Genomic DNA, 25,649 nt, shown 5'->3' with positions numbered 1-25,649 from the left:
GACACCGGCCGCCGCCCCGCTCACCCCCCGGCACTCACCCGCTCAGACCCCGGCCCCCTCCATGATCCCGCTCACCTCGGTGCCCGGCGGCGTCAGCAGGAACACATTGCGGTCCACCCGGTGCATCCCGCTCGCCAGACCGAAGACCACGCCGGTCGAGAAGTCGAGGACGCGCTTGGCGACCTCGGTCTCCGCGCCGGTGAGGTCCAGGAGGACCGGGATGCCGGCCATCAGGGTCTCGGCGACCTCACGGGCGTCCGCGAAGATGTTGATCCGCAGGACGACGAACCGGCGCCGGGTCTCCGTGTCCGCGTCGGGGAGCGAACGGTGGTTCACCGCCGACGGCCACGCGTCCCGGCCCCGCAGCGGCACGACCTGGGCGAGCCCCTCCCACTGTTCGTCGGTGACGTCGTATCGGCTCACCGGATCCCCCCGAATTGACTCGCACTCCATGCATGCACGGGCCAATTCTTACGCCAAGTCACCCGTTCGGCCCAACAACGACACGGACCGCGACAGAGGACCCGTCCTAATCGGACGTTCTTGACGTCATCCCGCCGCGCGGACGAAGCGCAGGGTGGCCGTGACCGTGGTCAGTCCGCGCATCATGCCGAGCTGGTTCCAGCCGAGCCCGAACTCGTCGCGGTCCACGGTGAATTCGGCGGCCAGCGTGACCGCGTCGCCGTCCGCCCGCTCGACGCGCGCGGTGAGGGTGTGCGGGCGGCTGATGCCGCGCACGGTCAGTTGACCGGTCACCCGGACCGTGTCGACGCCGTCGAGCGTGGCGGTCCGGACGACGTAGGTGATCTCGGGGTGGTGCTCGGCGTCGAAGAAGTCGGCGCTGCGCAGATGCGTGTCCCGCTTGGCGTTCTTCGTGTCGAGGGAGGTCACGTCCAGGGTCAGGGTGCCGGTGGCGGACCCGTCGGGCCCGACCTCTCCCCCGCCGGCGACCGAGGCGAAGGCGCCCTTGACGGCGACCAGGCCCCACATCGTCCGGTGCTTGAGAGCGACGGCGGAGGCGCTCGCGTCGAGCTGCCAGGTTCCGGTTTCCACGGCGACGGTCATGGTGATCCCTCACATCGGTGCGCTGGGCGCAGAGCGCCGGTAATCCAAATTTGGATGAGACTGCTGACGCCAACGCTAGCCGTTCATCCAAATCTGAACAACCTGTCGTGCAAATTTGGACAACAGATAGACTCGACGGCATGGCAGCCCCCGAGGAGCGACCCGAGGAGATCCGCGAGGAAATCCACGAGGAGACCCCCGTCGGCCTGCCCGAATGCCCCTCCGCCGAGGGTTCCGGACTGCTGCCACCCGAGCTGCGCGCCTGGATGGTGCTGCTGGCCGCCACGGGCGCGGTGGAACAGCGGCTGCGGGCGGTGGTGAAGGAGCGGCTCGACGTCTCGCACGACGAGTTCCTGATCCTGTGCCTGCTCGCCGAGCATCCCCGTGAGGGCCTGCGGATGACCCGGGTGGCGGAGCTGCTGGGCCGCCCCAAGACCCGGCTGACCTACCAGGTCGCCTGCCTCCAGCACGCCGGTCTGGTCGTGCGCCGGTCGGCCTGCGGGGACAAGCGGGGCGTCGAGGTCGCCCTCACCGAGAAGGCCCGCGGTCTGCTGCGGGAGGCGTCCGGCGCCCTCGCCGAGACGGCCGCCGGGGCGCTCGCCCATGTGATGGGCCCCGAACAGCGGGCCGCCGTACTGGGATTGGTGCCGGGCCTGCACGAGGCCGACCCGGCCTGACCTCGTCCGACGCAACCCGGCGGATCCCCGCCGCACCTCACCCCCTCCAGCACATTTATAAAGGTACAAAGCACCCCGAATACCCCCAAGCAGTGACACAGAAAACTGGTACTGCTCGTTTTCTTGAACTCTTCGTGTTTATGGAAGTAGGTTGTTCCCATGACTGCACCCCAGACTCCGACCACCGCCGAGGAGCTCCGCGGTGCCGGCCTGCGGGTGACGGCCGCCCGCGTCGCGCTGCTCGAAACCGTCCGCGCCGGTGACCATCTCGACGTGGAGGCGATCGCGACCGGTGTGCGCGATCGCGTGGGCCACATCTCGCTGCAAGCCGTGTACGAGGCACTGCACGCGCTGAACGCGGCGGGACTCGTCCGCCGGATCGAACCGCCGGGCTCCCCGGCCCGGTTCGAGGGGCGCGTCGGGGACAACCACCACCACCTCGTGTGCCGCTCGTGCGATGTCGTCGTCGACGTCGACTGCGCGGTCGGCCATGCCCCGTGTCTCACCGCGGCGGACAGTCAAGGCTTCTCGGTCGACGAGGCCGAGGTCATCTACTGGGGCCTGTGCCCCGCATGCTCCGCCGCCGGTACCGCGGCACCGTGATTCCCCCTGTTCGGAAGGATTCCCCCATGTCCGAGAACCACGACGCAATCGTCACCGACGCGAAGGACGCGACCGGCGCGACAGAGGGCTGCCCGGTCGCCCACGGGCGCGCCGCGCACCCGACCCAGGGCGGCGGGAACCGTCAGTGGTGGCCCGAGCGCCTCAACCTGAAGATCCTCGCCAAGAACCCGGACGTGGCGAACCCGCTGGGCGCGGACTTCGACTACGCCGAGGCGTTCAGGAACCTCGACCTGGCGGCCGTGAAACAGGACATCGCCGAGGTGCTGACCACCTCGCAGGACTGGTGGCCCGCCGACTTCGGCAACTACGGCCCGCTGATGATCCGTATGGCCTGGCACAGCGCGGGCACCTACCGGATCAGCGACGGCCGCGGCGGCGCCGGCGCCGGCCAGCAGCGCTTCGCGCCGCTCAACAGTTGGCCGGACAACGCCAACCTGGACAAGGCCCGCCGTCTGCTGTGGCCGGTGAAGAAGAAGTACGGCCAGAGCCTCTCCTGGGCCGACCTGCTGGTCCTCACCGGCAATGTCGCGCTGGAGACCATGGGCTTCGAGACCTTCGGCTTCGGCGGCGGCCGCGCCGACGTCTGGGAGGCCGAGGAGGACGTCTACTGGGGCCCCGAGACCACCTGGCTCGACGACCGGCGCTACAGCGGCGACCGCGAGCTGGAGAACCCGCTCGGCGCCGTCCAGATGGGCCTCATCTACGTCAACCCCGAGGGCCCGAACGGCAATCCGGACCCGATCGCGGCGGCCCGCGACATCCGTGAGACCTTCCGCCGGATGGCGATGAACGACGAGGAGACCGTCGCCCTCATCGCCGGTGGCCACACCTTCGGCAAGACCCACGGCGCCGGCCCGGCGGACAACGTCGGCGACGACCCCGAGGCCGCGCCCCTGGAGGAGCAGGGCCTCGGCTGGAAGAGCACCTACGGCACGGGCAAGGGCGGCGACACCATCACCTCCGGCCTGGAGGTGACCTGGACCAGCACGCCCACGCAGTGGAGCAACGGCTTCTTCAAGAACCTGTTCGAGTACGAGTACGAGCTGACCGAGTCCCCGGCCGGCGCCAAGCAGTGGGTCGCCAAGGACGCCGAGGCGATCATCCCCGACGCGCACGACCCGTCGAAGAAGCACCTGCCGACCATGCTCACCACCGACCTGTCGCTGCGCTTCGACCCGGTCTACGAGCAGATCTCGCGCCGCTTCTACGAGAACCCGGACCAGTTCGCGGACGCCTTCGCCCGCGCCTGGTACAAGCTGACCCACCGTGACATGGGCCCCAAGTCGCTGTACCTGGGCCCGGAGGTCCCGGCGGAGACGCTGCTGTGGCAGGACCCGCTGCCGCAGGCCGAGGGCGAGCCGATCGACGCCGCCGACGTCACGGCGCTCAAGGCGAAGCTCCTCGCCTCGGGCCTGACCGTCGCGCAGCTCGTGTCCACCGCGTGGGCTTCCGCGTCCACCTTCCGCGGCAGCGACAAGCGCGGCGGCGCCAACGGCGCCCGGATCCGTCTTGAGCCGCAGCGCGGCTGGGAGGCCAACGACCCCGACCAGCTCCGTCACGTCCTGAGCGTCCTGGAGGGCGTCCGGGCCGAGTTCAACACCGGCGCCAAGAAGGTCTCCCTCGCCGACCTGATCGTCCTCGGCGGTGCCGCCGCGGTCGAGAAGGCCGCCCAGGACGCCGGGTTCGACGTGGAGGTCCCCTTCACGCCGGGCCGGGTGGACGCCACCGAGGAGCACACGGACGCCGAGTCGTTCGCCGCGCTGGAGCCGGCCTGGGACGGCTTCCGCAACTACCTCGGCAAGGGCACCCGGCTGCCGGCCGAGTACCTGCTGCTCGACAAGGCGAACCTGCTGACGCTGAGCGCCCCCGAGACGACCGTCCTCGTCGGCGGTCTGCGGGTCCTCGGCGCCAACACCGGCCAGTCCTCGCACGGCGTGTTCACCGACACCCCGGGCGTGCTGACGAACGACTTCTTCGTCAACCTGCTCGACCTGGGTACGACGTGGAAGTCCACCTCGTCCGACCAGCACACCTTCGAGGGCCGTGACGCCGCCACGGGCGAGTTGAAGTGGACCGGCACCCGTGCCGACCTGGTCTTCGGCTCCAACTCCGAACTGCGCGCGCTGGCCGAGGTGTACGCGAGCGACGACGCGAAGGAGAAGTTCGTGAAGGACTTCGTCGACGCGTGGGTGAAGGTGTCGAACCTGGACCGGTTCGACCTGATCTGACGGTCCGAAAGGCCCAGGTGAGCCGGGCGGCTGCCGCTTCGGTGCGGCGGCCGCCCGGTCCGTCATGGGGTGGGCGCGAGCCCGAGTTCCCGCCCGTCGGGCGTCGGCGCGAAGAAGCGGTCGACGTCGGCGTCGGTGACCTCGGAGAGGGTCGCCGGGGTCCAGCGCGGCCGGCGGTCCTTGTCGACGACCTGGGCGCGGATGCCCTCCACGAGGTCGGCCGTACGCAGGGTGGCGACGGAGACCCGGTACTCCTGGTCGAGCACCTGCTCCAGCGTGTCCAGCCGACGGGCCCGGCGCAGCGCGGCCAGGGTGACCTTGAGCGAGGTGGGCGAGCGGGTGAGCAGCGTCTCCGCGGCCTCCTTGGCCGCCGGATCACCGTGCGCGAGGAGCCGCCGCAGGATCTCCTCCGCCGAGTCCGCCGAGTCCGCCGCGTCCGCCGCGTCCGCCGCGTAGCAGACGTCGATCCACCCCCGCCTCCCGGCCAACTCCCCCTGCGGGGGCGGCTGTTCATGACGGGCGAGCGCATCGGGCACGGCGTGCTCGGCGAGGTCGTCGAGCAGCGCCGGCACGGCGTCGGACGGTACGAAGTGGTCGGCGAGCCCGCACAACAGGGCGTCGGCCGCGCCGATCTGAGCGCCCGTCAGGCCGAGGTGGGTGCCCAGTTCGCCCGGCGCGCGGGAGAGCAGCCAGGTGCCGCCGACGTCCGGGACGAACCCGATCCCCGTCTCGGGCATCGCGATCCTGGACCGCTCGGTGACGATCCGGACGCTTCCGTGCGCGGAGATCCCGACCCCGCCGCCCATCACGATCCCGTCCATGACGGCGACGTACGGCTTGGGGTAGCGGGCGATCCGGGCGTCGAGCCGGTACTCGTCGTACCAGAACGCGGCCGCCGCGCCGCCGTCCCCGTCACGGGCGTCGTCGTGCACGGCCCGGATGTCACCGCCCGCGCACAGCCCCCGCTCCCCCGCGCCCGTGATCACGACGGTCTCCACGGCCGGATCCCGCTCCCACGCGTCGAGCGCCGCGTCGACACGGCGGACCATCTCGTGGTTCAGGGCGTTGATGGCCCGGGGCCGGTTCAGGACGATACGACCGACCCGGCCGGCCCGGTGCGTCAGAACGGGTTCCTCACTCATGACCTCGCCGATCCCTTCCAGACTCCGTTACCCACCGGGGTCACCGTAACCGCTGCCCACGCGACCGACCGCGCCGAAAATGCCCGCCGTCACCGCCGTCCGCCGTGCGATCATCCGCTCGCAGGCTCCGCCGTCATGGGAGCCGCCCGACTTCGCGCACCTGGAGCGTCACCTCCTTTGCCCTTCCTCGCCTCCTACCGCAGGCTGTTCTCCCACAGGGGGAGTCTCGCGTTCACCACGGCCGGTTTCCTGGCCCGGTTGCCGCTGTCCATGTACGGCATCAGCACGGTGGTGATGATCGCGACCGTGCGCGACTCGTACGCGCTCGCGGGACTGGTCGCCGGGAGCGGGCTTCTCGCCGCCGTGCTGATCGTGCCGAGGATCAGCCGGCTGATCGACCGCCACGGCCAGCGCCGGATCGCCGTACCGGCCACGGTGTTCTCCGTGGCCGTCACGCTCCTGCAAGTCGCCTGCGTGCGGTACGGCGCCCCGGACTGGACGCTCTTCGCCACCGCCGTCGTGTCGTCGACGCTGCCCAATGTCGGGGGCATGGTCCGGGCCCGCTGGGCGGAGCTGCTCAAGGACGAGCCCGACGCGATGCGCACCGCGAACGCGCTGGAACAGGTCCTCGACGAGGTGGGATTCGTCGTCGGCCCGATCCTGTCGGTCGCCCTGTGCACAACTCTCTTCCCGGAGGCGGGAGTTCTGGGCGCGACGGCGCTTTCCCTGACAGGCACCCTGCTGCTCACGGCCCAGCGCGGGACGGAACCACCGGTGCACGAACCGCACGCCGGCCGGATGTCTTCCCCCCTCCACAGCCACGGACTCCAGCTCATGATGCTGACCTTCCTCCTCACCGGAGCGGTCTTCGGATCCCTCGAACTGGCCACGGTCGCCTACACCGAGGCCCTCGGCCACGCCTCGTCGTCGGGGTGGGTGCTCGCCCTGATGGCTCTCGGCTCGGCGATCTCCGGCCTCGCTTTCGGCGCGGTCGCCGTCAAGGCGCGCCCGACCACGCAGTTCCCGATCGGCGTGGCCGCGATGGCGGCACTGATCCTCCCGCTCCTGCTCGCCGACGGACTCCTGTCGCTCGCCCTGCTGATGTTCGTCGCCGGGACGGCCACGGCCCCCACGATGATCACGGGCATGACGCTGGTCCAACGGCTGGTCCCCCCGGCCCAGATCAACGAGGGCATGGCCCTGACCGTGACAGCCCTCCTGGCCGGCAACGCCCTGGGCTCGGCCCTGACCGGCCGCGCCGTGGAGTGGTCCGCCGCCCAGGCGGGTTACCGCATCCCATGCGTGGCAGCGGCCCTGGCACTGGTGGCGGTGCTCGCCGGCACGAGAAGGCTCATTCTCGGAGTGGCAGCGACCGACGACACGGAGAGCCGCCGGACCGTGGAGCAGCCCAAGTGAAGGGAATCGCCGTGCCCCGATCCCCGTAGGCCGGCGGATCGACAGGGCCTTGGCCCACCGCATCTCCGCCGCCTTCCGCGCGGTCGGTGTCCCGCACATCCTCGCCACCGACCTCACCGGCTCCCCCACCGCGACCACTCGGCTCCCCGCCGACGCGGACTGCACGGGCCTCCGCCCTTCCCTCGTGCTGCGCACGCCCGATGCCCCGCAGGGTGCCGTACCGATGCCAGCGGCGCGCCGGAGTTCGCGCACTGCTGGTGGAACGGCCGACGGGTCTCCATGCGAACGGGGAGCGGGCCCGGTGGCGCTCCGTGATCTCTTCGAGCGGGTGTTCATGATCCGGGAGGGCTACTCCGTGGACCCGGACTTCGCGGAACCCGGTGACCTCGACGACGCCGCGCCGCGGACCGCCGTGAGCGCGGCATGGACGGCGGTCCGGTCCCGTCGAGGGTGAACGACCTCCGGAAGAGAACCACCCGTGCCTTCCCGCGCGTCCGTACCTAGAGTGTCGGCAGTCACCGAACGAGCGAGGAGGGCCCGTGGAGCAGGCGAGGACAGCGCTGGCCGGGCGGATCGCCGAGCGGAGAGAGGGCGGGGACGATCCCCGCGCCCTCGTCGGTGAGATGAGACGTTCGGTGCTGCTGGTGCCGGTGGCGGACGGCGGCCTGTGGTCGGTGCGTTCGGGCGGGGTGCGCTGGATCTGCGCGTTCACCGACGAACCGGCGCTGGCGCGTTTCGCGTTGCGGCACGGATCCGGTGAACAGCCCATGGAGTACGCCGCGTTGCTGGGCGCGAGAATCGTGGACGAGATCGTGCCCGCGCTGGACGAGCCCGCCGGGCTGGCCGTGGACATCGCGACCGAGGACGGGTCGATGTTCTTCCCGCCGGTGGTGGGCATCGTCCCGGACGCGGTCGCGGTGGACGCCGGTGCGGCACGGGAGGAGGCCGGTCGTGGGCGGTGACGATCAGGATCTGCGGCTGGGCAAGGAGGCCGTCGCGAAGTTCACGCAGGGCGTGGGCGCGACGATCGAGCAGCTCGGTGAACTGGGCGGTGCCACCGGCTCGGTGATGGGCAAGGGCTTCTCGGGGATGGCCATGACCGGCATGGAGGCCGGGCATCACGGACTGTCCGTCGACTTCGAGGATTTCTGCGAGCGTTGGGAGTGGGGGGTGCGCGCGCTGGTGCGGGACGCGAGCGCGATCGCGAACCTGCTCGGCCTCGCGGCGGGCACGCAGTGGGAGCACGACCAGTACGTGGCGGGCTCGTTGAAGGTGGGCGTGAACGCGCTGATGGGCGGCAACCCGCACGCGTCCGAGGAGGAGATCGCCCAGCAGGACTGGGGCGACGTCTTCACCCCGGACTATCTGAACCCCGACTGGAGCGCGGAGTCGTTCGACAAGGCGGGCCAGGAGATGGGGCAGACCTGGAAGGACACCGGCCGCACGGTACTGACCGAGGGGCGGGGCGGCCAGCAGTCGGAGCTTCTCAACGACGCGCTCGGCATCTCCGACGACCAGTGGAACCAGGCGCTGGACGACACCTTCGGCCCGTCCCCGGAGGAACGCGCACAACAACAGCAGGGTGAGTCCGGGGGGAACTGACCGTGGGTATCGGCGACTTCATCAGTGACATCACGCCCGACTCGGTCGAGGACGCGGTCGAGGACGGCGTCGAGTGGGTCGGCAACCGGGTCGAGGACGCGGGCAACTGGACGGCCGACCGGCTGGACGACGCCGGCTGGGAGTCGGGCGCGGACTGGGTGCGTGAGCAGTCGCGTTCGGTCGCCAACCGGCTGGGCGCCGAGGTCGACGAGATGGACCTCGGACAGACCGAGGACAAGACCAAGCTGATCTACGGCAGCGCGGACAAGATCCGTTCGTCGGCGGAGAAACTCCGGGGATTCCAGACGTCGTTCGACAGCGCCGGTGAGGGCCTGAAGGGTCTGGACTCGTCCCGGCTCAAGGGCGAGACGGCCGAGGCGGTGCGCACGGCGGTGAGCACACAGCCGCCGAAGTGGTTCACGGGCGCGGACGCGTGCGAGAAGGCGGCGGCCGCGCTGGAGGCGTTCGCCGGAACGGTGACGTGGGCGCAGGGGCAGGCGCAGCAGGCGATCGACAAGTGGAAGCAGGGCGTCAAAGCGTCCGAGAACGCCGCCGACGCGCACCGCAAGAAGGTCGACGACTTCAACAGCGCCGTCGACCGCTACAACGCCCAGCCCCCGGACAAACGCGACCCGTCCACGCTTCCGCCGCGCCCTGCGGCGACGTTCACCGATCCGGGCAAGAAGCTGATGCAGGACGCCCAGGACCTGCTGGCCGATGCGCGCAAGCAGCGCAACACGGCCGCGGAGACGGCGCGTTCGGCGGTACGGGCGGCCCGTGACCTGGCTCCGAAGAAGCCGTCGTACGCCGAGCAACTGCGCGACGGAGCGCAGGAGTTGCAGATCATGGGCGACCATGTCGGCGGCGGCATCATCAAGGGCACGGCCGGCATCCTGAACTTCGTCCGCTCGATCAACCCCACGGACCCGTACAACATCACGCACCCGGCCGAGTACGCGACGTCGCTGAACAGTCTGGCGGCGGGTCTGGTGGTCGCCGTGAACGACCCGGTCGGCACCGGCAAGCAGATGATCGGCGACTTCATGAAGGACCCGGCGGAGGGCTTCGGCCGGCTCATCCCCGACCTGGCGCTGACCGCCGCCACCGGCGGGGGCGGCGCCGCGGTCAAGGGCGTGCGCATCGCGGAGGAGGCCGCCGACGCCGCCCGGCTGCGCCGTCTGGTCGACGACGTCCCCGACGGCACCCACAACCGGCCCGACGGCGGCCGCACCACCGCCGGCACGGACCCCGTCGACCTGGCCTCGGGCCGGATGTTCCTGCCCCAGACCGACATGGAGATCCCGGGCATCCTGCCGCTGGTGTTCGCCCGCCGCACGGAGTCGGGCTGCACGGCGGGCCGTTTCCTGGGCCCGGCCTGGACCTCCACCGTGGACGAGCGTCTCCACGTCGACGCGATCGGCGTCGTCCACGTCACCCCCGACGGCCTGCTGATCACCTACCCGCACCCGGTCCCCGGCGACCCCACCCGCCCCCAGTCCGGCACGGCCCGCACCCTGCTGGCCCGGGAGCCCGACGGCGACTACACGATCACCGACCCCGACACCGGCCTGATCCGCCGCTTCACCGCGCCGCCCGAGACCGAACCCGGCGGCGACGGCACGGCCTGGCTGGCCACGCTCACCGAACCCAACGGCCACACCCTCACCGTCGACCGCACCGAGGACGGCCTGCCGCTGGCCCTGACCCACTCGGCGGGCCACCAGGTGAAACTGACCACGGCCGACGGCCTGGTCACGGCCCTGACCCTGACCGGCACCGGCTCCGGCTCCGGCGAGACGAACGCCGACCTGCCGCTGATGTCGTACGCCTACGACGACGACCGCGACCTCACCACCGTCACCAAACCCTCCGGCGCCGCGACCACGTTCCTCTACGACGACCGCCACCGCGTCATCGCCTGGATCGACTCCAACGCCCGCCGCTACGACTACGTCTACGACGACCACGACCGCGTGATCGCCGAAGGCGGCGAGGCCGGCCACGTCCAACTCACCCTCGCCTACACCGAACCCGACCCGGACACCGGCCACCGCACCACCACCCTCACCACCGCCGAAGGCCACACCACCCGCCACCTCATAGGCCCCGGCTGCCACGTCCTGGCCACCACCGACCCCCTCGGCCACACCACCCGCTTCACCTACGACACCCGGGGCAACCTCCTCGCGCGCACCGACCCGCTGGGCCGCACCACCACGCACAGCTACGACGAGAGCGACCGTATGGTCGGGGTGCTCCTCCCGGACGGCAGCCGACTCGCCATGGAACCGGGCCCGTTCGGCAGGTACACGGAGCTGCACGGTCCGGACGGCAGCCGCTGGCTCCAGAGCTTCGACGAGCGCGGCAATCGCCTGGCGGTCACGGATCCGGCCGGTCATACGACTCGCTACTCCTACGACGCGCGCGGCGGTCTGACGTCGGTCACCGACGCGCTGGGAGCCGTCACCACGGTCCGCTGCGACGCCATGGGCCGGCCCGTGCAGGTCGTCGACCCGGCGGGCGGCACCACTCGTCTGGAGCGCGACGCCCTCGGAAACACCACACGCGTCACCGACGCCACAGGACGCGTCACATGCCTCGAACGGGACGCGGACTCCAACCTGGTCCGCCGGGAAGCCCCGGACGGGGCCGTCGACTCATGGACCTACGACGGCGAGGGCAACCGCCTCACCCACACCGACCCGATCGGTGGGGTGACCCGCTTCGAGTACACCCACTTCGATCTGGTGGCGGCCCGCACGGAGCCGGACGGCGGCCGGTACGCGTTCGCGTACGACTCCGCGCTGCGGCTCACCCAGGTCACCGGCCCACAGGGCTCACACTGGACCTACGCGTACGACCCGGCCGGACGCATGCTCTCGGAGACCGACTTCGACGGCCGGACCCTCGGCTACCGTCTCGACGCCGCCGGACAACTCGTCTCCCGCACCGACTCCGTCGGCCAGGTGACGTCCTTCGAGCGGGACGCGCTCGGCCAGGTGATCCGCAAGGACATCGACGGCCGGGTGACCACCTACGCCTACGACCGGGCCGGACGCCTCCTGACGGCGACCGGGCCGGACAGCGAACTCCGCTACGTGTACGACCGCCGGGGACGGGTCAAGTCCGAGCTGGTCGACGGCCGCGCCATGAGTTACGCCTACGACGCCCTGGGCCGCGTCACCCGCCGTATCACGCCCACCGGCCACGTCACCACCTACACGTACGACACCGGTGGCCGGCCCGAGCGCCTGACGGCCGGTGGGTCCCCGATCGTCTTCACCCACGATGGCGCGGGCCGTGAAACGGCGCGTGTCTTCGCGGACTTCGCCGCACCCCTCACCGTCACCTCGGCCTGGGACGAGGCCGGGCGGCTCGTGGCCAGCGACCTGACCTCCGGCGGCCGCACGCTCAACAGCCGTACGTACGCCTACCGTCAGGACGGCTACCTCAGCTCGGTCAGCGATCTCCTGTCGGGCACCCGCACTTTCGAACTGGACGCGGCCGGCCATGTCACCGCCGTCCGCGCGCCGGACTGGACCGAGCGGTACGCCTACGACGCGAGCGGCAACCTGACCGAGGCGTCCTGGCCCGCCTCCCACCCCGGCAGCGAAGCCACCGGCCCGCGGACCTACGCCGGCACCGCGATCACCCGAGCCGGCGCCGTCCGCTTCGAACACGACGCCCTCGGCCGCATCACCCTGCGGCAGAAGACCCGCCTGTCCCGCAAGCCCGACACCTGGCGCTACGAGTGGGACGCCGAGAACCGGCTCACCTCGGTGATCACGCCGGACGGGACCCGTTGGCGCTACCGCTACGACCCCCTGGGCCGCCGCGTCGCCAAGCAGCGCCTGGACTGCGACGAGAGCGTGGCGGAGGAGATCCGGTTCGCCTGGGACGGCATGACCCTCTGCGAAGAGACCGTCCACCACCCGGACGTCCCGAACGCGGTCGCCCTCACCTGGGACCACCGGGCCGGCGTCCCCCTCTCGCAGACCGAGCGCATCCTCACGGCGGACGCCCGTCAGGAAGAGGTGGACCGGCGCTTCTTCGCCATCGCCACCGATCTCGTCGGGACCCCCACCGAGCTGGTGGGGCCGGACGGCGACATCGCCTGGCGCTCCCGCGCCACCCTCTGGGGCACCACCGCCTGGAGCAGAACCAGCACGGCCTACACCCCGCTCCGCTTCCCCGGCCAGTACTACGACCCGGAAAGCGGCCTGCACTACAACCTGTTCCGCCATTACGACCCCGAGACCGCGCGCTTTCTCACCCCCGACCCCCTGGGGCTCGCCCCCGCGCCCAATCCGGTCACCTATGTCCACAACCCCCACACCTGGTCCGACCCCCTGGGACTCACCCCGTATCCGCGGGGCGAGAAGGGAAATCCGTTCGCGAACCGCGCGGATGCGGAAAAGGCTGCGTTCGACCTCGCCGGCGTGCGGTACGGAGAAGAACCCATTGCCGAATGGGTGGTCACCGGAGACAAACATCTGAAGCATGCGCCGGGTTATGTCTATTCACCCGACCCGGCACACTGGGGGAATTTCCGGCAATTCGAGACGGACAGCGGATCTCGTGTCGTCGTGGAACACACCCACGATCCGGCGGGTCCGCATTTCCATGCCGGAAAACCGAAGGGCGACGACACCCGGGAACTTGTCAACTTCGGCTGGGACAATTCGAGGATACAGCGGCCCGATGGCACCCTCGGCTACCCGGAGTCGATGGAGCGCTATGGCAAGATCAACAAATCGGGTGGCGACCATCACCTGTTCTATGAAGGCGGATGAGGTCGCGGGGATCGATGAGTCGCGGGGATCGATGAGAGGCCAGGGATCATGAACGACCGGCGGGTACCGGAGTGGCGGGACGTGCTTGAGCGCTGCGGCCTTGAGGTGACAGGGGACGCGCCGCCTGACGCCCCGCCCGTGAACTCCGCCATCTATGCGGTGAACGGGGTCGAGGTGGAGCCGGTCGCGACGATCCCCGACTCCGCCCCCCACGCCTCCGACAAACTGGACGAGGCATGGCATCACCATGCTTCGCAAGCCGCGCTGTACGACGAGAAAGGCGAATTCCTCGTCCTCCCACCCGGACCGGGCGGGAGCAGGATCGGCTGGGTGCGGGTAAAGGACACGGTCGGGAAGAACCTTCCGTCACGCATCTCGGGCGTGACGGGATCACCCGAGTTCATAGCTGTTTCCCTTGACGGCCGCCGCTTGTGTGCCGCCTCGGTGGAAGAATACGACTACTGGGTGGTGGTGCACGAATTCTGACATCCGACGAAACGGACGGGCACCCGCCACCGGGAACGGCGACAGGTGCCCGTGCGTGTTCAGGTCACGTCGAACGGCAACTCCCGTACTCACGGCACGGCTTCGGCTTGGGCTTCGGCTTGTGTGTCGGCTTGGGCTTGTGTGTCGGCTTCGGCTTCGGCTTGCACGGCTTGTCGTAGTTGCTGTGGCACGGCTGCTTCTTCGCGACCGTGATCCGGGCCCGGTCCGGCTCCGACCGGACGGTGCCGTTCTCGGCCGTGGCCACCGCGACGTTGACGACGCTGCCGCGCCGGGCGTCGGCCCGGGTGACCACGTAGGTGCCGGTGCAGGTGGTGCTGTCGTCGCCCTCCCCGGCCGGGCCGAGGATCGTCGCCTCGCAGGTCACGTCGTCGATGCGGTCGTCGGTGACGCCGACGCCCGTCAGCTCCCGGTCGCCGGTGTTGGTGACGGTGTACGTGTACGTCACCCGGTCGCCGACGTGGTAGCGACGGGAGTCGTCCACCGTCTTCGTGACGCGCAGCCCGGGCACGCTCCTGGCCCGCAGGGTGACGTCGTCGGGTTCCGACACCACCTCCGTGGCGCGCGAACGCCCGTGCGCGGCGGCCACGTTGATCACCGTCCCGCGCGCGGCGTCCGCCCGGGTGACGGTGTACGTACCGGTGCAGGTGACGCTGTCGCCCGGGGCCAGTGTCGTGACCGGACAGCTCACGTCCGGCACGAGATCGTCGGTGACGCCGACGCCCGTCAGCGCCTCGTCACCCGTGTTGGTGACGCGGTAGGTGTACGTCACCAGGTCGCCGGCCCGGTACACCCGGCTGTCGTCGGCCGACTTCTCCAGCCGCAGCCCCAGTTCGGATTCGACGAGCACGGTCACGTCGTCGGGCGGCGAGACGACCGGGGTGGCCCCGGCCTGCCCCCGCGCGGTGGCGGTGTTGGTGACCGAACCGGCACCGGCGTCCGCCTCGGTGACCGTGTACGTACCGGTGCAGGTGGTGCTGTCCCCGGCCTGCCCGTTGGGGGCGAGGCCGGTCGACGCGCACGTCACACCGGTCAGCCGGTCGTCGGTGATCCCGATGTCCGTCAGCGCCACGGGACCGGTGTTGGTGACGGTGTACGTGTACGTCACCTCGTCACCGACCTCGTAGACACGGGTGTCGTCGGCCGACTTCTCCAGCCGGACGCCGGGCCCGGACTGCACCGGAAGGGTGACGTCGTCGGGCGGCGACTCGACCGGGGTGGTCCCGGCCAGCCCCTGTGCGGTCGCGGTGTTGGTGACGGACCCGGCCGTCGCGTCCGCCGCCGTGACCGTATAGGTGCCGGTGCAGGTCATCGTGGCGCCGACCGCGAGCGTGGGCTCCGGGCAGGTGACGCCGGTGACCCGGTCGTCGGTCACGGTCACGTCCGTCAGCTCGACGGTGCCGCTGTTGGTGACCACGTACTCGTACGGCACCTGCGTGCCCGGCGTCAGCGGGGTCTCCAGCGGCGGGTTCTGGGAGACCTGCTTGACCAGGTTGAGCTGGGGAAGCTCGGCCGCCGGGTGGACGGTGAGGTTGCGGATGAGATGGACGTCGGTGAACAGCCCGGTCGACGCGGCGAACCCGAACTTGTAGGTGTCGGGCACCGGTTGGGGCGCCGGGGTCGACAGCACCTGCTGGACGCCGTTGCCGTCGTGGAAGTCGATCGAGACCGTGATCACCGGGCTGGGCGCCGGGGAGATCTCGACGGTCACGGTACGGCGCGACACCTCCAGCGCGTCCTCGGCGTCCTCCGGGTCCGCCGGGACCACGGTGGTCGGTCCGTGCAACTGCCCCGGGAGGGTGGAGGGCCAGGGCCCGGTCGTCGTGAAGTTGCTCGTCGTCGCGTCGAGGAAGCAGTAGCCCTCGATGCCGTCGCCGGGACCGCGCAAGGTCACCATGTTGGCGCCGGGCGCCGGGATCCGGAACGGCGTCCCGGCCGGGGAGCCCTCGGCGCAGCCGTTGCCGCGGTGCTCCCAGTCCCCGAAGTAGTTGCCGAGCACGTCCAGGCCGACGCCCACGTAGCCGCGGTTGACGCCCGGCAGGAAGGTGGCGTCCGGATCGTCGTTCGGCAGCTTCTGCGCGTATCCGAGGCTGCCGCCGAAGGCGCCGGGCGCGGTCAGCGACGCGGCGCCGTCGATGAGGAAGAAGGAGATGCCGTCGGCCGGCGGGTCGGTCGTACCGCCGTACTGCCACTGCTCGAAGGTGGTGACCATCCCTCGGTTGGCGGGCAGCGCGTGGTTGTAAAGCACGGCCGCGGACTGATCGTTGGAGGCGTCGGTGAGCCGCAGGTACCCGTTCGGCGCGGCGTTGTCCGGCGGCACGGGACCGGTCACACCGGCCGGACACCCGACGAGCGGATGGGTCCCGGGCCCCGGCGCGGGCGCCTGCGGCGCACCGGTGAGACAGGCGGGCCCGAACGCCTCGAACCCGGCGTCGGCAGTGGCCCCGGTGAACGTCTCGTCGACCAACGGCACCCCGACGGGCTGCGCGGAGACGGCACCCCGCCCCCCGGAAACGGGAACCGCAGCCTGAGCCGGAAAACCGAGCCCGGCAGCCACCATCCCCAACACCCCGAGCCCTCCGACGGCCATCCGCCCGAGTCGCAATTGCGCAAGTATCATATGAAAAACCTAAAGACGCCCTCCCTCCATCGGGCGCGACACGGCCCACCACGCACTCCCCAACCCACCGTCCGGCGTACGCATCGGGATGACGGCCCGGATACTCCATGGCTCGGATACTCCACGGCTCGGAAAGGCCAGAAAACGATGAAGGACCGTCAGACACCCCAGTGGGCCGACACCCTTGCCCGCTGCGGACTCAAAGTGACGGGCGTCGACCCGGCCCCCACCGCCCCGCCCCTGACCGCCGCCCTCTACGCCGTGAACGGATTCGAGGTCCGCCCGACCGCCACGATCCCCCTGTCCCTCCCCCAGGCCGCCAGCACCCTGGACGAGACCTGGCACCACCACGCCTCCCGAGCCCCGCTCTACGACGAGCACGGCGGATTCCTCATCCTCCCGCCCGGATCCGGCGGCACCACGATCGGCTGGGTCCATGTACTCGACCCGATCGGCAAGAACCTCCCGTCCCGCATTGCCGAAGTGACAGGCTCACCCGAATTCATGGCGACTTCCCCGAACGGCCGTCACCTGTGCGCAGCGTCGGTCGAGGAGTACGAATACTGGGTGGTGACACACGAGTTCTGAGACCACTCCGGTCGGCCGGCCTGCCGAAGAGCCCCGGGTACTGACCTTGCCCGCGCCACTGCCGAAGGCACTGTCAGAGGCAGGGACTACTCTGCCCGGAAATGATCGACCGGGCCGAAAGGGCAGGCCATGGGCAACGTGACGTACTCCTACGCCGAGGGGTGGGACGGTGACTCCCGTCGCGCCTTCGGGCCGCTGACGCGGGCGGAGGCGCTGGAACGGGACAGGGCCGGGGAGCCTTATGTCGTGCTGCACATGATCCCCGGGCGCACCGCCCCCACCGAGGTGCACCTCATCGCCTGGCGTGACCACTTCGTCGGCATGTGGACCTACGACGATCTGGGACGACGAACCCGAGAAGCCGACCTGCGTCTGCTGGAGGACGACCGCCTGTTCCTGCGTCGGTACGTGGAGCGGCGGTACGCCTCACCGGAACAGCCGGACCTGGCGCCCGAGGCTTCGCGGCTGACGCTGGAACTCTTCCCCGGCAGCACGGCGAGGAAGATCGTCGAAGAACGCGGCGAGAAGGGCGGCGCCTCCCGCACCCTGGCCGATGTACCGGAAGAACGGCGCTGGCACGACCGGAGCACGTTCGGGGTCCGGGCGGACGGGTCCGGCGGGACCACCACACCACTGGTCGCCCTCGCGGCCGCCGAGAAGCCCACATCCCTGTGGCGCCCGCCGAAGCCTGGACGCATGACATCGCGGGTCGACGACCTCTTCCGACCGGGCACGCCCTTCCCCATGGACGACTGGGACAGGATGGAGACAGCCGAACCGCGGCACATCGCCACGGTCCGGATCCCGACCGGACGCCTGGCCGTCTCGGACCCGCAGGACAAGCAGCCCCGCGAACTCACCGAGCGCATACCCCCCGGCGAGTACGCCCTGGAGACGGCCGTGGTCGTCGGCGAGGGCGAATACGAAGGGGAACGCTTCCCGGTCACCGAGGAACCCGCGGTACGCCTACTGATCCGCAACGAGCCTGCTGCCACCTGGGAGTTGGCCCTGAGCGAGGACGAAGACCCCCGCCTCCTCCTCGACGGCCACGCCTACGGCTTCGACACCGACACAGCGATCGGCAGCTTCGCCGACGCCGCGGCCTGGAAGCCGCTCTCCGAAAAGTTCAGGCACTACTACGACCAACAGGACGACGACTCGTGCGAGTTCATCAGCGGAGGCTCCGCGCGCGCCGTCGACGAGAAGACCGGGAGCAGCCTGGTGTCGTTCTACACAGGAGGCGACGGCACCTGGCCGGTCTGGCTCGGCCGCTCCGCCACCGGTGACCTGGTCTCGGTGGTGGTGATCACGTCGTACCTCTAGCGTCCCCCGTACAGCGGCGCACCGCGTACGCAGGGTCAGCGTACGCGCACGTTCGGTGGACAGTACGTGTCACTTTCCGTGACGATGGTGGCCGTCAGAAGCGGTAGGTGTGGCACGTGCGCGGGAGGTGGCCGACGGTGGCCTACGACAACACGGACGGCGGGGCGGGGAAAGGGAGTTGCGGCGAACCCGGGGTCTCGGACAGCTTGCGCACCTTCGGCGCCGTCGTCCATGCCTTACGGGAACACGCGGGCCTCAGCCGGGAGGAGTTCGCCGAGCGGGTCTGCTTCTCGAAGCACACCGTGGCCTCGGTGGAGCTGGGCCGCCGGATGCCGGAGCGGGACTTCGTGGAGCGCGCGGAGGAGGCGACCGGCAACACCGGCGCACTGCGCAGGGCGGCGCCGCATCTGTCGCGGCAGGCGGGGCTGGCGAGTTGGTTCCGACAGTGGGCCCGGCTGGAGACACAGGCGGAGACCCTGTGGACCTACGAGTGCCGAGTCGTCCCCGGCCTGCTCCAGACCGAACGCTACGCGCGGGCGGTGACGGAGAGCGTGCCGCCGGTCAAGGACGAGCACCAGGTGACCGAGCAGGTCAACGCTCGACTGGAACGCCACCGCCTCTTCGACCGCAGGCCGCCGATCACGTTCAGCTTCATCATCGAGCAGTCCCTGCTCGAACGCGGCACCGGAGGCCCGGACGTGACAAGGGAGTTGCTCGACAGCCTCCTGGAACGGTCGTCGCAGTTCAACGTCGAGTTGCAGGTGATGCCCCGTCACCAGCCGGACCACGCAGGCTTTGACGGCCCGGTGATGCTCCTGGAGTCCCAGGACAACACCTGGTTCGGCTACGCGGAAGGACAACGTGGCGGAATGCTGATCACCGACCCGAAGGAGGTCAGCATCATGTTCCAGCGGTATGCGAGACTGCGCTCACAGGCTCTCACCGCCGACGACTCCAGGAGCCTGCTGACGCGACTGCGAGGAGCGCTATGAGCAGCACCGACGAACGGGCCTGGTTCAAGAGCAGCTACAGCGGTTCCGACGGCGACGCCTGCGTCGAGGTGGCCCGGGGCACACGAGCGGTCCACGTCCGCGACTCCAAGACCCGCCGAAGCCCCGAACTCGCCCTCTCCCCCACGGCCTGGCACGACTTCATCGACTTCGCGGCGGACGCCCCGGGCGCCGGTCATTCGGCGACGTCGACGCCGTAACCGCGAGCGAGGTCGGCCAGACCGTGGTCGTACCCCTGCCCGACGGCCCGCAGCCGCCAGCCCTCGCCTCTGCGGTACAACTCGGCGAGGATCATCGTGCGTTCGGTGGTGGCGGCGTCGAGGGTGGCCCGGGCGGCCGGCGCCGCGCCGATTCCGCAGGTGGCCGTGATCTCGACGGCTCCAACGTCGGAGAAGGTCGCGGCCCCGTCGATCGCGGCGGCGACGACGACCCGGTGGATCTCCAGGGGCAGCCGCTCCAGGTCGACGCTGACGGCCTGCTCCGTCGGACCGTCCGTGGCGAGCCGCACGGTGCCGTCCGGGTGCTCGGGTGCGCCGTAGAAGACGAAGTCCTCGTCTCCCGGGACCTGTTCACGCTCGTCGACCGCGAAGGCGACGAGGTCCACCTCGCAGGCGGTCTGCTGACGCCAGGTGGCGGCCACGGTCCAGGCCGTACCGGTGTCGGCCAGATCGAGCACGGCACCGCGGACCAGAACCGCAGCGGTGGCCTCCGACTCCCCTTCCACAGGCTCCTGGACGGGTGCGTGCAACCAGTCGGCGTCGTGAACACGCAGTCCCAGCACGGCGATGCGCGTCATACGCCGATCCGTCTCACCCCCGGGAAGCACCACGACGTCGGACACGCTGGCCGACAGGTTCACCGCCGCCGAGGCACCGAGAGCGACGGCACGAGCCCGCGCCTCCGCGGCGGCCTCATGGGTGCCGCCGAGCACCAGAACCCTGCGCCCGGCGAGCACGGCCCCACCCGCACGAGCCGGGGGCACGGCGACGCGCTGCGCCGGGAGGCTCGGTACGGGAACGGATCCGGATACGGGTACGGGTACGGGCCGAGCGGTGCCTTTGGCCTGGCCGGGCCGCACGTCCTCCAACAGCCGCAGATAGGTGGGCTCGTCGACGAGCGGCACCCCCTCGCGCACGGCGCGATTCAGCTTGGCGGATCCGGCGCCGGGATCGTTGGTGACGACGACGCAGGTCTGACCGCTGACCGAGGTCATCATGTTGAGCCCGGCCGCCACCGAGCGGGCGACGAGTTCCTCCCTGGAGACCCGGGTCTCCCCGGTGACGGCGACCTTCATGCCCTGCACCAGAGGCCCACCGGGCACCAGCCGTCCCGGATTGCGGTACGCGCAGGGCGTCTTGGGAACGAACGGCTTGTAGTCCTGACGCGGCGGACACTCCAAGAGCGGCAGCGCCAGCCCCAGTTGCTCGGCCGCGCCGAGCGAACCGCGCAGGATGCCGGACAGCACACGTACGTCGTCCTGCGCGTCGTGGGCCTTCTCCTGGCGCACGCCGTAATGCGCGGCGAGGGTACCCAACTTGAGGTCGGGCGTCCCCGGCCCGACCAACCGGTTGAGGGCCAGCGTGCACAGCCGTCTGCTGACCGGCACCCAGGAACGGACGTGCGCGAACTCATGGGCCAGGAAGTCGTAGTCGAACTGCGCGTTGTGGGCGACCAGGACACGCCCCCTGAGCAGGGCCCCCACCCTCGGCGCGACGTCCTCGAAGGTGGGCGCACCCGCGAGACGGGCCGGCGTGAGCCCATGAATGTGCACGGGCCCGGGATCACAGCCCGGATTGAGGAGGGTGGAGAACTCCCCCGTCCGATTCCCCCGCGCGTCGAGCGTGAGAACCGCCAGCGACAGCACCCGATCCCGCCCGGGCCGCAGCCCGGAGGTCTCGACGTCGACCAGCGCCCAGTCATGGAAGTAGTCGGGAAAACTCGGCCACTTCGGGCTCGACGACAACAGGACCATTCGAGGCTCCCCTCCCCGGCGATGATCGACCGATGGAATTTTCGCACGCGCCGAGCACCGATCGAGGAGATTCCGTGACGGAGAGCAACGCCGCCTGGTGGAACCGCCGGGCGGAAGAAGTCTGCGTCGTCGCCCCGACCGACACCCTCTCCGTCACCCACGCCCTGCCTCCCACCGGCCTGATCTACGCGGCCCGCCTGCGGGGCAAGGAAATGCCGGACTCCGACGGGGTGTTCACCCAGTTCCACGAGGCACTACGCCTCCCGAACCACTTCGGCTGGAACTGGAACGCCCTACGGGACTGCCTGACCGACCTGCACTGGATCAACGCCCCGCACGTCCTCATCACCATCGACGACACCGACGCCGTGCTCTCCGAGAGCCCCGAGGAACGCGCCACCCTCTTCCGCGCCCTGAACGACGCCGTGAAGTTCTGGTCGAGCAAACCCGAGCTGCCGGGCCAGGAGAAGACCATTCTCCAGGCCGTACTCCTGAGCAACCCGACGAGCGCACCCGTCCGCGCCTGAGCAGCCTGGGAAGGAGGTCCGGCCGTCCAACGCCCTCCCCGGCTCGCCCGACTCCGTGGCCGAAAAGGGGATACGCCTCCAGCGCACTGTCGGAGACTGGCGGGCGACGATCAACGGGGTGACGAGGAGAGGAGAGCGCGTCGATGGAGGCGTTCACATACGAGCCCGCCGCCGACCGGCTCTTCGGGGCGGTCCGCATCGCGCTCGACCACGAGGACGGAACGCTGGCGGTGAGCGGCGACGGCGTGCCGCGCACCGAGATCCGGCGGATCGCCGGTACCCCGCTGGAGAGTCATGTGCCGATCGGTACGCGTGACCAGCGACGCCTCACCCTGAGCGTCGACGGCGCGGACGAGGCCCTGCGCCCTGCGAAGGGCTTCCTGACCCGGCGTTCGTATCGGGTGGAGGTCGAATCCACGGCGCGGGGGCATGGGTATCTGCTGGTGCCGGACTCCCTGGGCACCAGCCGCCTGCTACGCGACGGCCGTCTCCTCGGCGTCTTCACGTCGACCGGGGACGGAACGGTCAGCGCCGCATGGGAGGGGTCGAACAGCGGCGAACGCGTGGAACCCCACGATGCCGCCGTGGGGTACGCGCTCGCCGCCGCCTTCGGGACCGGGGCCGAGCCGATGTGGAAGCTGACGCTGAACGTCCTGCTGGAGCTGTGGCCGTGAGCAGGGTCCGCCCTCATTCCCCGGCCTGCGGCAGCAGGTGGGAACAGGTCGAACGAGCGACGAAAGCGATGCCGTCGTAGTCCTTCGCCGGTACGAGCGGCGCGGTGTTGAACCGGTAGAAGAAGCGCGGCACGTTGGCACCGAAGCTGCGCTGTGCCTGTGGCGTGTGCAGCCACGGGGCTGTGTGGCGCAGGTCGATGTAGTAGTCGCCTTTCAGGGCGTCGGCGAGCCGTGCCTCGATGGACCGGGTACCCGTGCCGATGCGGTGCCGTACGGGAGGGGCCTGGAGGTCGTCGCCCCTGCGGGCGAGGAAGGAGCCCTTGCCGAAGAGCAGGGCCAGGGCGTAGTAGCGGTCGCCGTACAGATCGCGGAGCCTGCTGCCGAGCGCGGTGACCCCGTCCCCGTATGTGCCTTTCGCGAGGTGGCCGTTGTGCGCCCAGACCATGACGCGGGCGGTCGGATCGTCGTCCACGAGGCGGGCGACGGCGTCTGCCATGGCCCGGTCGCGGACGGCGAAGGCACTCTCCTCACCCACGGACTGGTCGAGCGAGCGGGTCACGAGATCGGCGGCGCGGACGAGGATCCGGGCGTGCTCCACGACGTCGTCGTCGGCGTCGTCGTGAGCGGCCAGGTGGCGGGCGACCTCCTTGGCGCGGTGCCGGAGCGCCTGTTCGGGGTCGGGGCGCGAGCCGGGGCGGGCATGGACCAGGATCTCCAGGGCGCGGGCGTCCTCCTCCCGTTCGGGCGCGTACGCGTGCAGGAAGGCCGTGACGGCCTCGACGGAGTCGGCGCCGCGCTGCGGGTCGACGCCGGCGAAGCGGACTCGGCGCTCCTCGGGGAGGTCCCGGTTGTGCGAGCGGAGCCACTCGACGAGGTCGACCATCTCCTGGGTCCGCCAGGTCCAGAAGCCGAGCCGGGCGACGAGCCGGGCGGGATCCCCGACGCCGTGCCGGACGTACGCGTCCACGGCCCGGGCCGCGGACTCGCTGGCCTCCATGGCCAGGGTGGTGAACCCCTCCTCACGTACCAGGAACTCCACGATCCGGTGCTTCAGCCGGAAGAACTCGGAGGTGCCGTGGGTGGATTCACCGAGACCGACGACACGGACGCCACGCAGCGTCACCCCCAGCGGCTCCAGGTCGTCGGTGGGCGCACCCGGGATCAGCGACTCCAGGGGGCGGGCGTGCTCGGTCAACCAGCGGGCGATGTCGTCGGGCACCGGGGTGCTTCTCCTCCCTGCGTGCGGCGGCGCGCGGCCCCTGCGGTCCGTCCGTGCCACCGCACCCGATCGTCTGTCAATTCTCCGCCTCGCGGTACGCCGTCAGGATGTCCTGAAGGTCTCGTACGGCGTCCTCCCGGCCATGATCGGAGTACACGCCCGCGACGTTGACGACAACTTCGTCCACGCCCGCACGGTCATATTCGGCCAGGCCGGCTGCGATCTCCTGTGCTGTCCCGTACAGGAAAACGCCGGCATCGACGAGGGCGCGGGCACCGATGGCCGGGTGACTGTGGTGCACGCGCAGCCCGGCGCGGCGGAGCATGTCGGAGTAGTGGGGCCCGGCAAGGTGGGCGCGGGCCGCCGTGTAGGCGAGCCGGTACGGACTGCGGTGCGGGCGGTTGACGGCGGCGTGCACGACGGTGATCAAGCGCGGCACGGGACGACCCGCTTCGGCGGCGCCCTCGGCCATGGCGGGCAGCAGGGTGTCCTGGACGTAGCCGTGCGGGGTCATCCAGATGATCGCGGCGTCCGCGACCTGACCGGCGGCGCGCGCGAGCGTCGGGCGCAGCACGCCGAGCCCGGTCTCGACTCCCGGGTGCGGCAGAGCGGGTAACCGGACGGCGCCGTTGTCGTCCTCGGGGCCGAGGAGTCGGCGCACCTCCCGGAGGTAGGCGACACAGGTGTCGCGCGGGCTGTCGTACGGCTTGCCGTGCAGGCCGGCGACGAAGTCCGGGGTGGCTGCGCCGAGCCCGAGGACCGTGGGTGGCCGGTGAGGCGCCCGATGGAACGGGACTGAATCGCGGCGTCCATGGGGTGGCGCAGCGGCATCAGGACGACGCTGGTGCCGACCGGGACGCGATATCCCCGGCCGGCCAGATAGGCGAAGACCTGATGCCGATCTGGTCCGCGCAGTTCACGGCGGAGGAGCTGCACGTCGTGGTGGCCGAGGCGGCCCACGCCGGCCTCCCGGTGGCGGCCCACGCGCACGGCACCGAGGGCATCCGATCCGCGGTCGAAGCGGGGGTGACCACGATCGAGCACTGCACGTGGATCGACCAGGACGGCTTCCGGCTGATCGAGGACGTGGTCGATGAGATCGCAGCCAAGGGCATCCACGTCTGCCCGGCCGCCAGCCCCGACTGGCGAGGCTTCGCCCAGCGCTTCGGCGCCGAGCGCGCCGAGACGATGTTCGGCGGGCTACGCAGCATGCGGGAGCGGGGGGTCAGCTTGATCACCGGCACGGACGCCGGGGTGAGCCGTGCGGTCTTCGACGACTTCGTCTCCAGCCTGGAGTTCTTCGTCCATCTGGGCTGCACACCACCGGAGATCGTGGACTTGGCCACCCAGCGCACGGCCGAGGCCCTCGGCCTCACCGACACCGGAACCCTCATCCCGGGACACCGCGCCGACCTACTCGTCGTCCGGGGCGACCCCCTGCGAGACCTCCAGGCTCTCCGCGCCGTACGCCTGGTGATGGCAGCGGGCCGCGTGCACCGGTGACGCCCGACCACGGGCAGGTGTTGGTCTATTCGTCGTAACCACCTGTTCGGTCCCCGGAGTTGCGTGCGGTGCGTCGCTTTCGTCGCGCCCCATGGAGACTGAGCAGATCAGGCGTCCTTCTTCACCGGCTCCAGAATCGCCACGCACTCCACATGATGCGTC

The 25,649-nt window shown here is 70.6% G+C and carries 23 protein-coding genes; 16 read left to right on the top strand and 7 right to left on the bottom strand.

Going from position 1 to position 25,649, the window contains the following annotated elements; all coding sequences use genetic code 11:
* Positions 1 to 42: 42 nt before the first annotated feature.
* Positions 43 to 453 carry a cell division protein SepF gene (locus G6W55_RS22820; RefSeq protein WP_085212969.1) on the bottom strand — a complete coding sequence of 137 codons (411 nt, stop codon included), beginning with the start codon at positions 451 to 453 and terminating at the stop codon, positions 43 to 45.
* A gap of 96 nt (positions 454 to 549) precedes the next feature.
* Complete coding sequence (locus G6W55_RS22815) at positions 550 to 1,065, bottom strand: YceI family protein (RefSeq protein ID WP_175522694.1); 516 nt, start codon at positions 1,063 to 1,065, stop codon at positions 550 to 552.
* A gap of 140 nt (positions 1,066 to 1,205) precedes the next feature.
* Between G6W55_RS22815 and G6W55_RS22810 the strand changes: the two genes are divergently transcribed.
* From G6W55_RS22810 to katG, 3 genes are all read left to right on the top strand, one after another.
* Positions 1,206 to 1,742, top strand: coding sequence for a MarR family transcriptional regulator (locus G6W55_RS22810; RefSeq protein WP_175522693.1), 537 nt, complete (start codon positions 1,206 to 1,208; stop codon positions 1,740 to 1,742).
* Between the two features lie 159 nt (positions 1,743 to 1,901).
* On the top strand, positions 1,902 to 2,345 hold the full coding sequence (locus G6W55_RS22805) for a Fur family transcriptional regulator (RefSeq protein ID WP_175522691.1): 444 nt from the start codon (positions 1,902 to 1,904) through the stop codon (positions 2,343 to 2,345).
* A gap of 26 nt (positions 2,346 to 2,371) precedes the next feature.
* Complete coding sequence (gene katG / locus G6W55_RS22800; RefSeq protein WP_175522690.1) at positions 2,372 to 4,594, top strand: catalase/peroxidase HPI; 2,223 nt, start codon at positions 2,372 to 2,374, stop codon at positions 4,592 to 4,594.
* 62 nt (positions 4,595 to 4,656) lie between these two features.
* Here katG and G6W55_RS22795 read toward each other — a convergent pair whose 3' ends face one another.
* Positions 4,657 to 5,736, bottom strand: a complete 1,080-nt coding sequence (locus G6W55_RS22795) for an enoyl-CoA hydratase/isomerase family protein (RefSeq protein ID WP_175522689.1) — start codon at positions 5,734 to 5,736, stop codon at positions 4,657 to 4,659.
* A gap of 177 nt (positions 5,737 to 5,913) precedes the next feature.
* On the opposite strand from G6W55_RS22795, the gene G6W55_RS22790 reads away from it, so the two are divergent.
* The 6 genes from G6W55_RS22790 to G6W55_RS22765 all read left to right on the top strand — a co-directional run bounded on the left by G6W55_RS22790 (position 5,914) and on the right by G6W55_RS22765 (position 14,033).
* The gene (locus tag G6W55_RS22790) at positions 5,914 to 7,152 is read left to right on the top strand and encodes an MFS transporter (RefSeq protein WP_217687248.1); all 1,239 of its coding nucleotides are present in this window, start codon (positions 5,914 to 5,916) and stop codon (positions 7,150 to 7,152) included.
* Positions 7,153 to 7,453: 301 nt separating this feature from the next.
* Positions 7,454 to 7,606, top strand: a complete 153-nt coding sequence (locus tag G6W55_RS22785) for a hypothetical protein (protein ID WP_175522687.1) — start codon at positions 7,454 to 7,456, stop codon at positions 7,604 to 7,606.
* 85 nt (positions 7,607 to 7,691) lie between these two features.
* A complete protein-coding gene (locus tag G6W55_RS22780) occupies positions 7,692 to 8,114 on the top strand; it encodes an SseB family protein (protein WP_175522686.1) in 423 nt (140 codons plus the stop codon).
* Positions 8,104 to 8,754, top strand: coding sequence for a hypothetical protein (locus tag G6W55_RS22775; protein ID WP_175522685.1), 651 nt, complete (start codon positions 8,104 to 8,106; stop codon positions 8,752 to 8,754). Before G6W55_RS22780 ends, G6W55_RS22775 begins: the two co-directional genes overlap by 11 nt.
* A gap of 2 nt (positions 8,755 to 8,756) precedes the next feature.
* Positions 8,757 to 13,547 carry a putative T7SS-secreted protein gene (locus G6W55_RS22770; RefSeq protein WP_175522684.1) on the top strand — a complete coding sequence of 1,597 codons (4,791 nt, stop codon included), beginning with the start codon at positions 8,757 to 8,759 and terminating at the stop codon, positions 13,545 to 13,547.
* A 48-nt stretch (positions 13,548 to 13,595) separates the two neighbouring features.
* The gene (locus tag G6W55_RS22765; protein ID WP_175522683.1) at positions 13,596 to 14,033 is read left to right on the top strand and encodes a hypothetical protein; all 438 of its coding nucleotides are present in this window, start codon (positions 13,596 to 13,598) and stop codon (positions 14,031 to 14,033) included.
* 64 nt (positions 14,034 to 14,097) lie between these two features.
* On the opposite strand, the gene G6W55_RS22760 is transcribed toward G6W55_RS22765, so the two are convergent.
* Complete coding sequence (locus G6W55_RS22760) at positions 14,098 to 16,524, bottom strand: DUF11 domain-containing protein (protein WP_175522681.1); 2,427 nt, start codon at positions 16,522 to 16,524, stop codon at positions 14,098 to 14,100.
* Positions 16,525 to 16,818: 294 nt separating this feature from the next.
* Here G6W55_RS22760 and G6W55_RS22755 point away from each other — a divergent pair, with 294 nt between their 5' ends.
* The 4 genes from G6W55_RS22755 (at position 16,819) to G6W55_RS22740 (ending at position 19,792) form a co-directional block, all read left to right on the top strand.
* Positions 16,819 to 17,259 (top strand): hypothetical protein, encoded by a 441-nt coding sequence (locus tag G6W55_RS22755; RefSeq protein WP_175522679.1) that lies wholly within the window; start codon positions 16,819 to 16,821, stop codon positions 17,257 to 17,259.
* 129 nt (positions 17,260 to 17,388) lie between these two features.
* The gene (locus G6W55_RS22750) at positions 17,389 to 18,582 is read left to right on the top strand and encodes a DUF4241 domain-containing protein (protein WP_175522677.1); all 1,194 of its coding nucleotides are present in this window, start codon (positions 17,389 to 17,391) and stop codon (positions 18,580 to 18,582) included.
* A 137-nt stretch (positions 18,583 to 18,719) separates the two neighbouring features.
* Positions 18,720 to 19,574, top strand: coding sequence for a helix-turn-helix transcriptional regulator (locus tag G6W55_RS22745; protein ID WP_175522676.1), 855 nt, complete (start codon positions 18,720 to 18,722; stop codon positions 19,572 to 19,574).
* Positions 19,571 to 19,792, top strand: coding sequence for a DUF397 domain-containing protein (locus G6W55_RS22740; RefSeq protein WP_175522675.1), 222 nt, complete (start codon positions 19,571 to 19,573; stop codon positions 19,790 to 19,792). The genes G6W55_RS22745 and G6W55_RS22740 overlap by 4 nt, the downstream gene beginning before the upstream one ends.
* Here G6W55_RS22740 and G6W55_RS22735 read toward each other — a convergent pair.
* Complete coding sequence (locus G6W55_RS22735; RefSeq protein WP_175522674.1) at positions 19,768 to 21,564, bottom strand: TerD family protein; 1,797 nt, start codon at positions 21,562 to 21,564, stop codon at positions 19,768 to 19,770. The two genes, G6W55_RS22740 and G6W55_RS22735, sit on opposite strands and share 25 nt — an antisense overlap.
* A 74-nt stretch (positions 21,565 to 21,638) precedes the next feature.
* Between G6W55_RS22735 and G6W55_RS22730 the strand changes: the two genes are divergently transcribed.
* Both G6W55_RS22730 and G6W55_RS22725 read left to right on the top strand, forming a co-directional pair.
* Complete coding sequence (locus tag G6W55_RS22730; protein ID WP_309243788.1) at positions 21,639 to 22,091, top strand: barstar family protein; 453 nt, start codon at positions 21,639 to 21,641, stop codon at positions 22,089 to 22,091.
* Between the two features lie 143 nt (positions 22,092 to 22,234).
* On the top strand, positions 22,235 to 22,765 hold the full coding sequence (locus tag G6W55_RS22725; protein WP_175522672.1) for a hypothetical protein: 531 nt from the start codon (positions 22,235 to 22,237) through the stop codon (positions 22,763 to 22,765).
* A gap of 13 nt (positions 22,766 to 22,778) precedes the next feature.
* On the opposite strand, the gene G6W55_RS22720 is transcribed toward G6W55_RS22725, so the two are convergent.
* Positions 22,779 to 23,984: an erythromycin esterase family protein gene (locus G6W55_RS22720; RefSeq protein ID WP_175522671.1), complete on the bottom strand. Its 1,206-nt coding sequence runs from the start codon at positions 23,982 to 23,984 to the stop codon at positions 22,779 to 22,781.
* A gap of 76 nt (positions 23,985 to 24,060) precedes the next feature.
* Positions 24,061 to 24,702, bottom strand: a complete 642-nt coding sequence (locus G6W55_RS22715) for an LLM class flavin-dependent oxidoreductase (RefSeq protein WP_254876388.1) — start codon at positions 24,700 to 24,702, stop codon at positions 24,061 to 24,063.
* A gap of 98 nt (positions 24,703 to 24,800) precedes the next feature.
* Here G6W55_RS22715 and G6W55_RS22710 point away from each other — a divergent pair, with 98 nt between their 5' ends.
* Positions 24,801 to 25,487 carry an amidohydrolase family protein gene (locus tag G6W55_RS22710; protein WP_309243787.1) on the top strand — a complete coding sequence of 229 codons (687 nt, stop codon included), beginning with the start codon at positions 24,801 to 24,803 and terminating at the stop codon, positions 25,485 to 25,487.
* The last annotated feature ends 162 nt before the right edge of the window (positions 25,488 to 25,649 follow it).

Source organism: Streptomyces sp. CAI-85, from assembly GCF_013363615.1.
Taxonomy (GTDB): Bacteria; Actinomycetota; Actinomycetes; order Streptomycetales; family Streptomycetaceae; genus Streptomyces; species Streptomyces antibioticus_B.
The sequence above is the reverse complement of the archived record's forward strand: the minus strand, read 5'-3'. Positions and strand labels throughout refer to the sequence as shown.

What these genes read in the sequence shown, in the direction of transcription:
- katG (WP_175522690.1), top strand. Translation starts at nt 2,372, where the DNA reads ATGTCCGAGAACCACGACGCAATCGTCACCGACGCGAAGGACGCGACC.
- G6W55_RS22805 (WP_175522691.1), top strand. Translation starts at nt 1,902, where the DNA reads ATGACTGCACCCCAGACTCCGACCACCGCCGAGGAGCTCCGCGGTGCC.
- G6W55_RS22815 (WP_175522694.1), bottom strand. Translation starts at nt 1,065, where the DNA reads ATGACCGTCGCCGTGGAAACCGGAACCTGGCAGCTCGACGCGAGCGCC.
- G6W55_RS22810 (WP_175522693.1), top strand. Translation starts at nt 1,206, where the DNA reads ATGGCAGCCCCCGAGGAGCGACCCGAGGAGATCCGCGAGGAAATCCAC.
- G6W55_RS22725 (WP_175522672.1), top strand. Translation starts at nt 22,235, where the DNA reads ATGGAGGCGTTCACATACGAGCCCGCCGCCGACCGGCTCTTCGGGGCG.
- G6W55_RS22735 (WP_175522674.1), bottom strand. Translation starts at nt 21,564, where the DNA reads ATGGTCCTGTTGTCGTCGAGCCCGAAGTGGCCGAGTTTTCCCGACTAC.
- G6W55_RS22750 (WP_175522677.1), top strand. Translation starts at nt 17,389, where the DNA reads ATGGGCAACGTGACGTACTCCTACGCCGAGGGGTGGGACGGTGACTCC.
- G6W55_RS22795 (WP_175522689.1), bottom strand. Translation starts at nt 5,736, where the DNA reads ATGAGTGAGGAACCCGTTCTGACGCACCGGGCCGGCCGGGTCGGTCGT.
- G6W55_RS22820 (WP_085212969.1), bottom strand. Translation starts at nt 453, where the DNA reads ATGGAGTGCGAGTCAATTCGGGGGGATCCGGTGAGCCGATACGACGTC.
- G6W55_RS22755 (WP_175522679.1), top strand. Translation starts at nt 16,819, where the DNA reads ATGAAGGACCGTCAGACACCCCAGTGGGCCGACACCCTTGCCCGCTGC.
- G6W55_RS22740 (WP_175522675.1), top strand. Translation starts at nt 19,571, where the DNA reads ATGAGCAGCACCGACGAACGGGCCTGGTTCAAGAGCAGCTACAGCGGT.
- G6W55_RS22765 (WP_175522683.1), top strand. Translation starts at nt 13,596, where the DNA reads ATGAACGACCGGCGGGTACCGGAGTGGCGGGACGTGCTTGAGCGCTGC.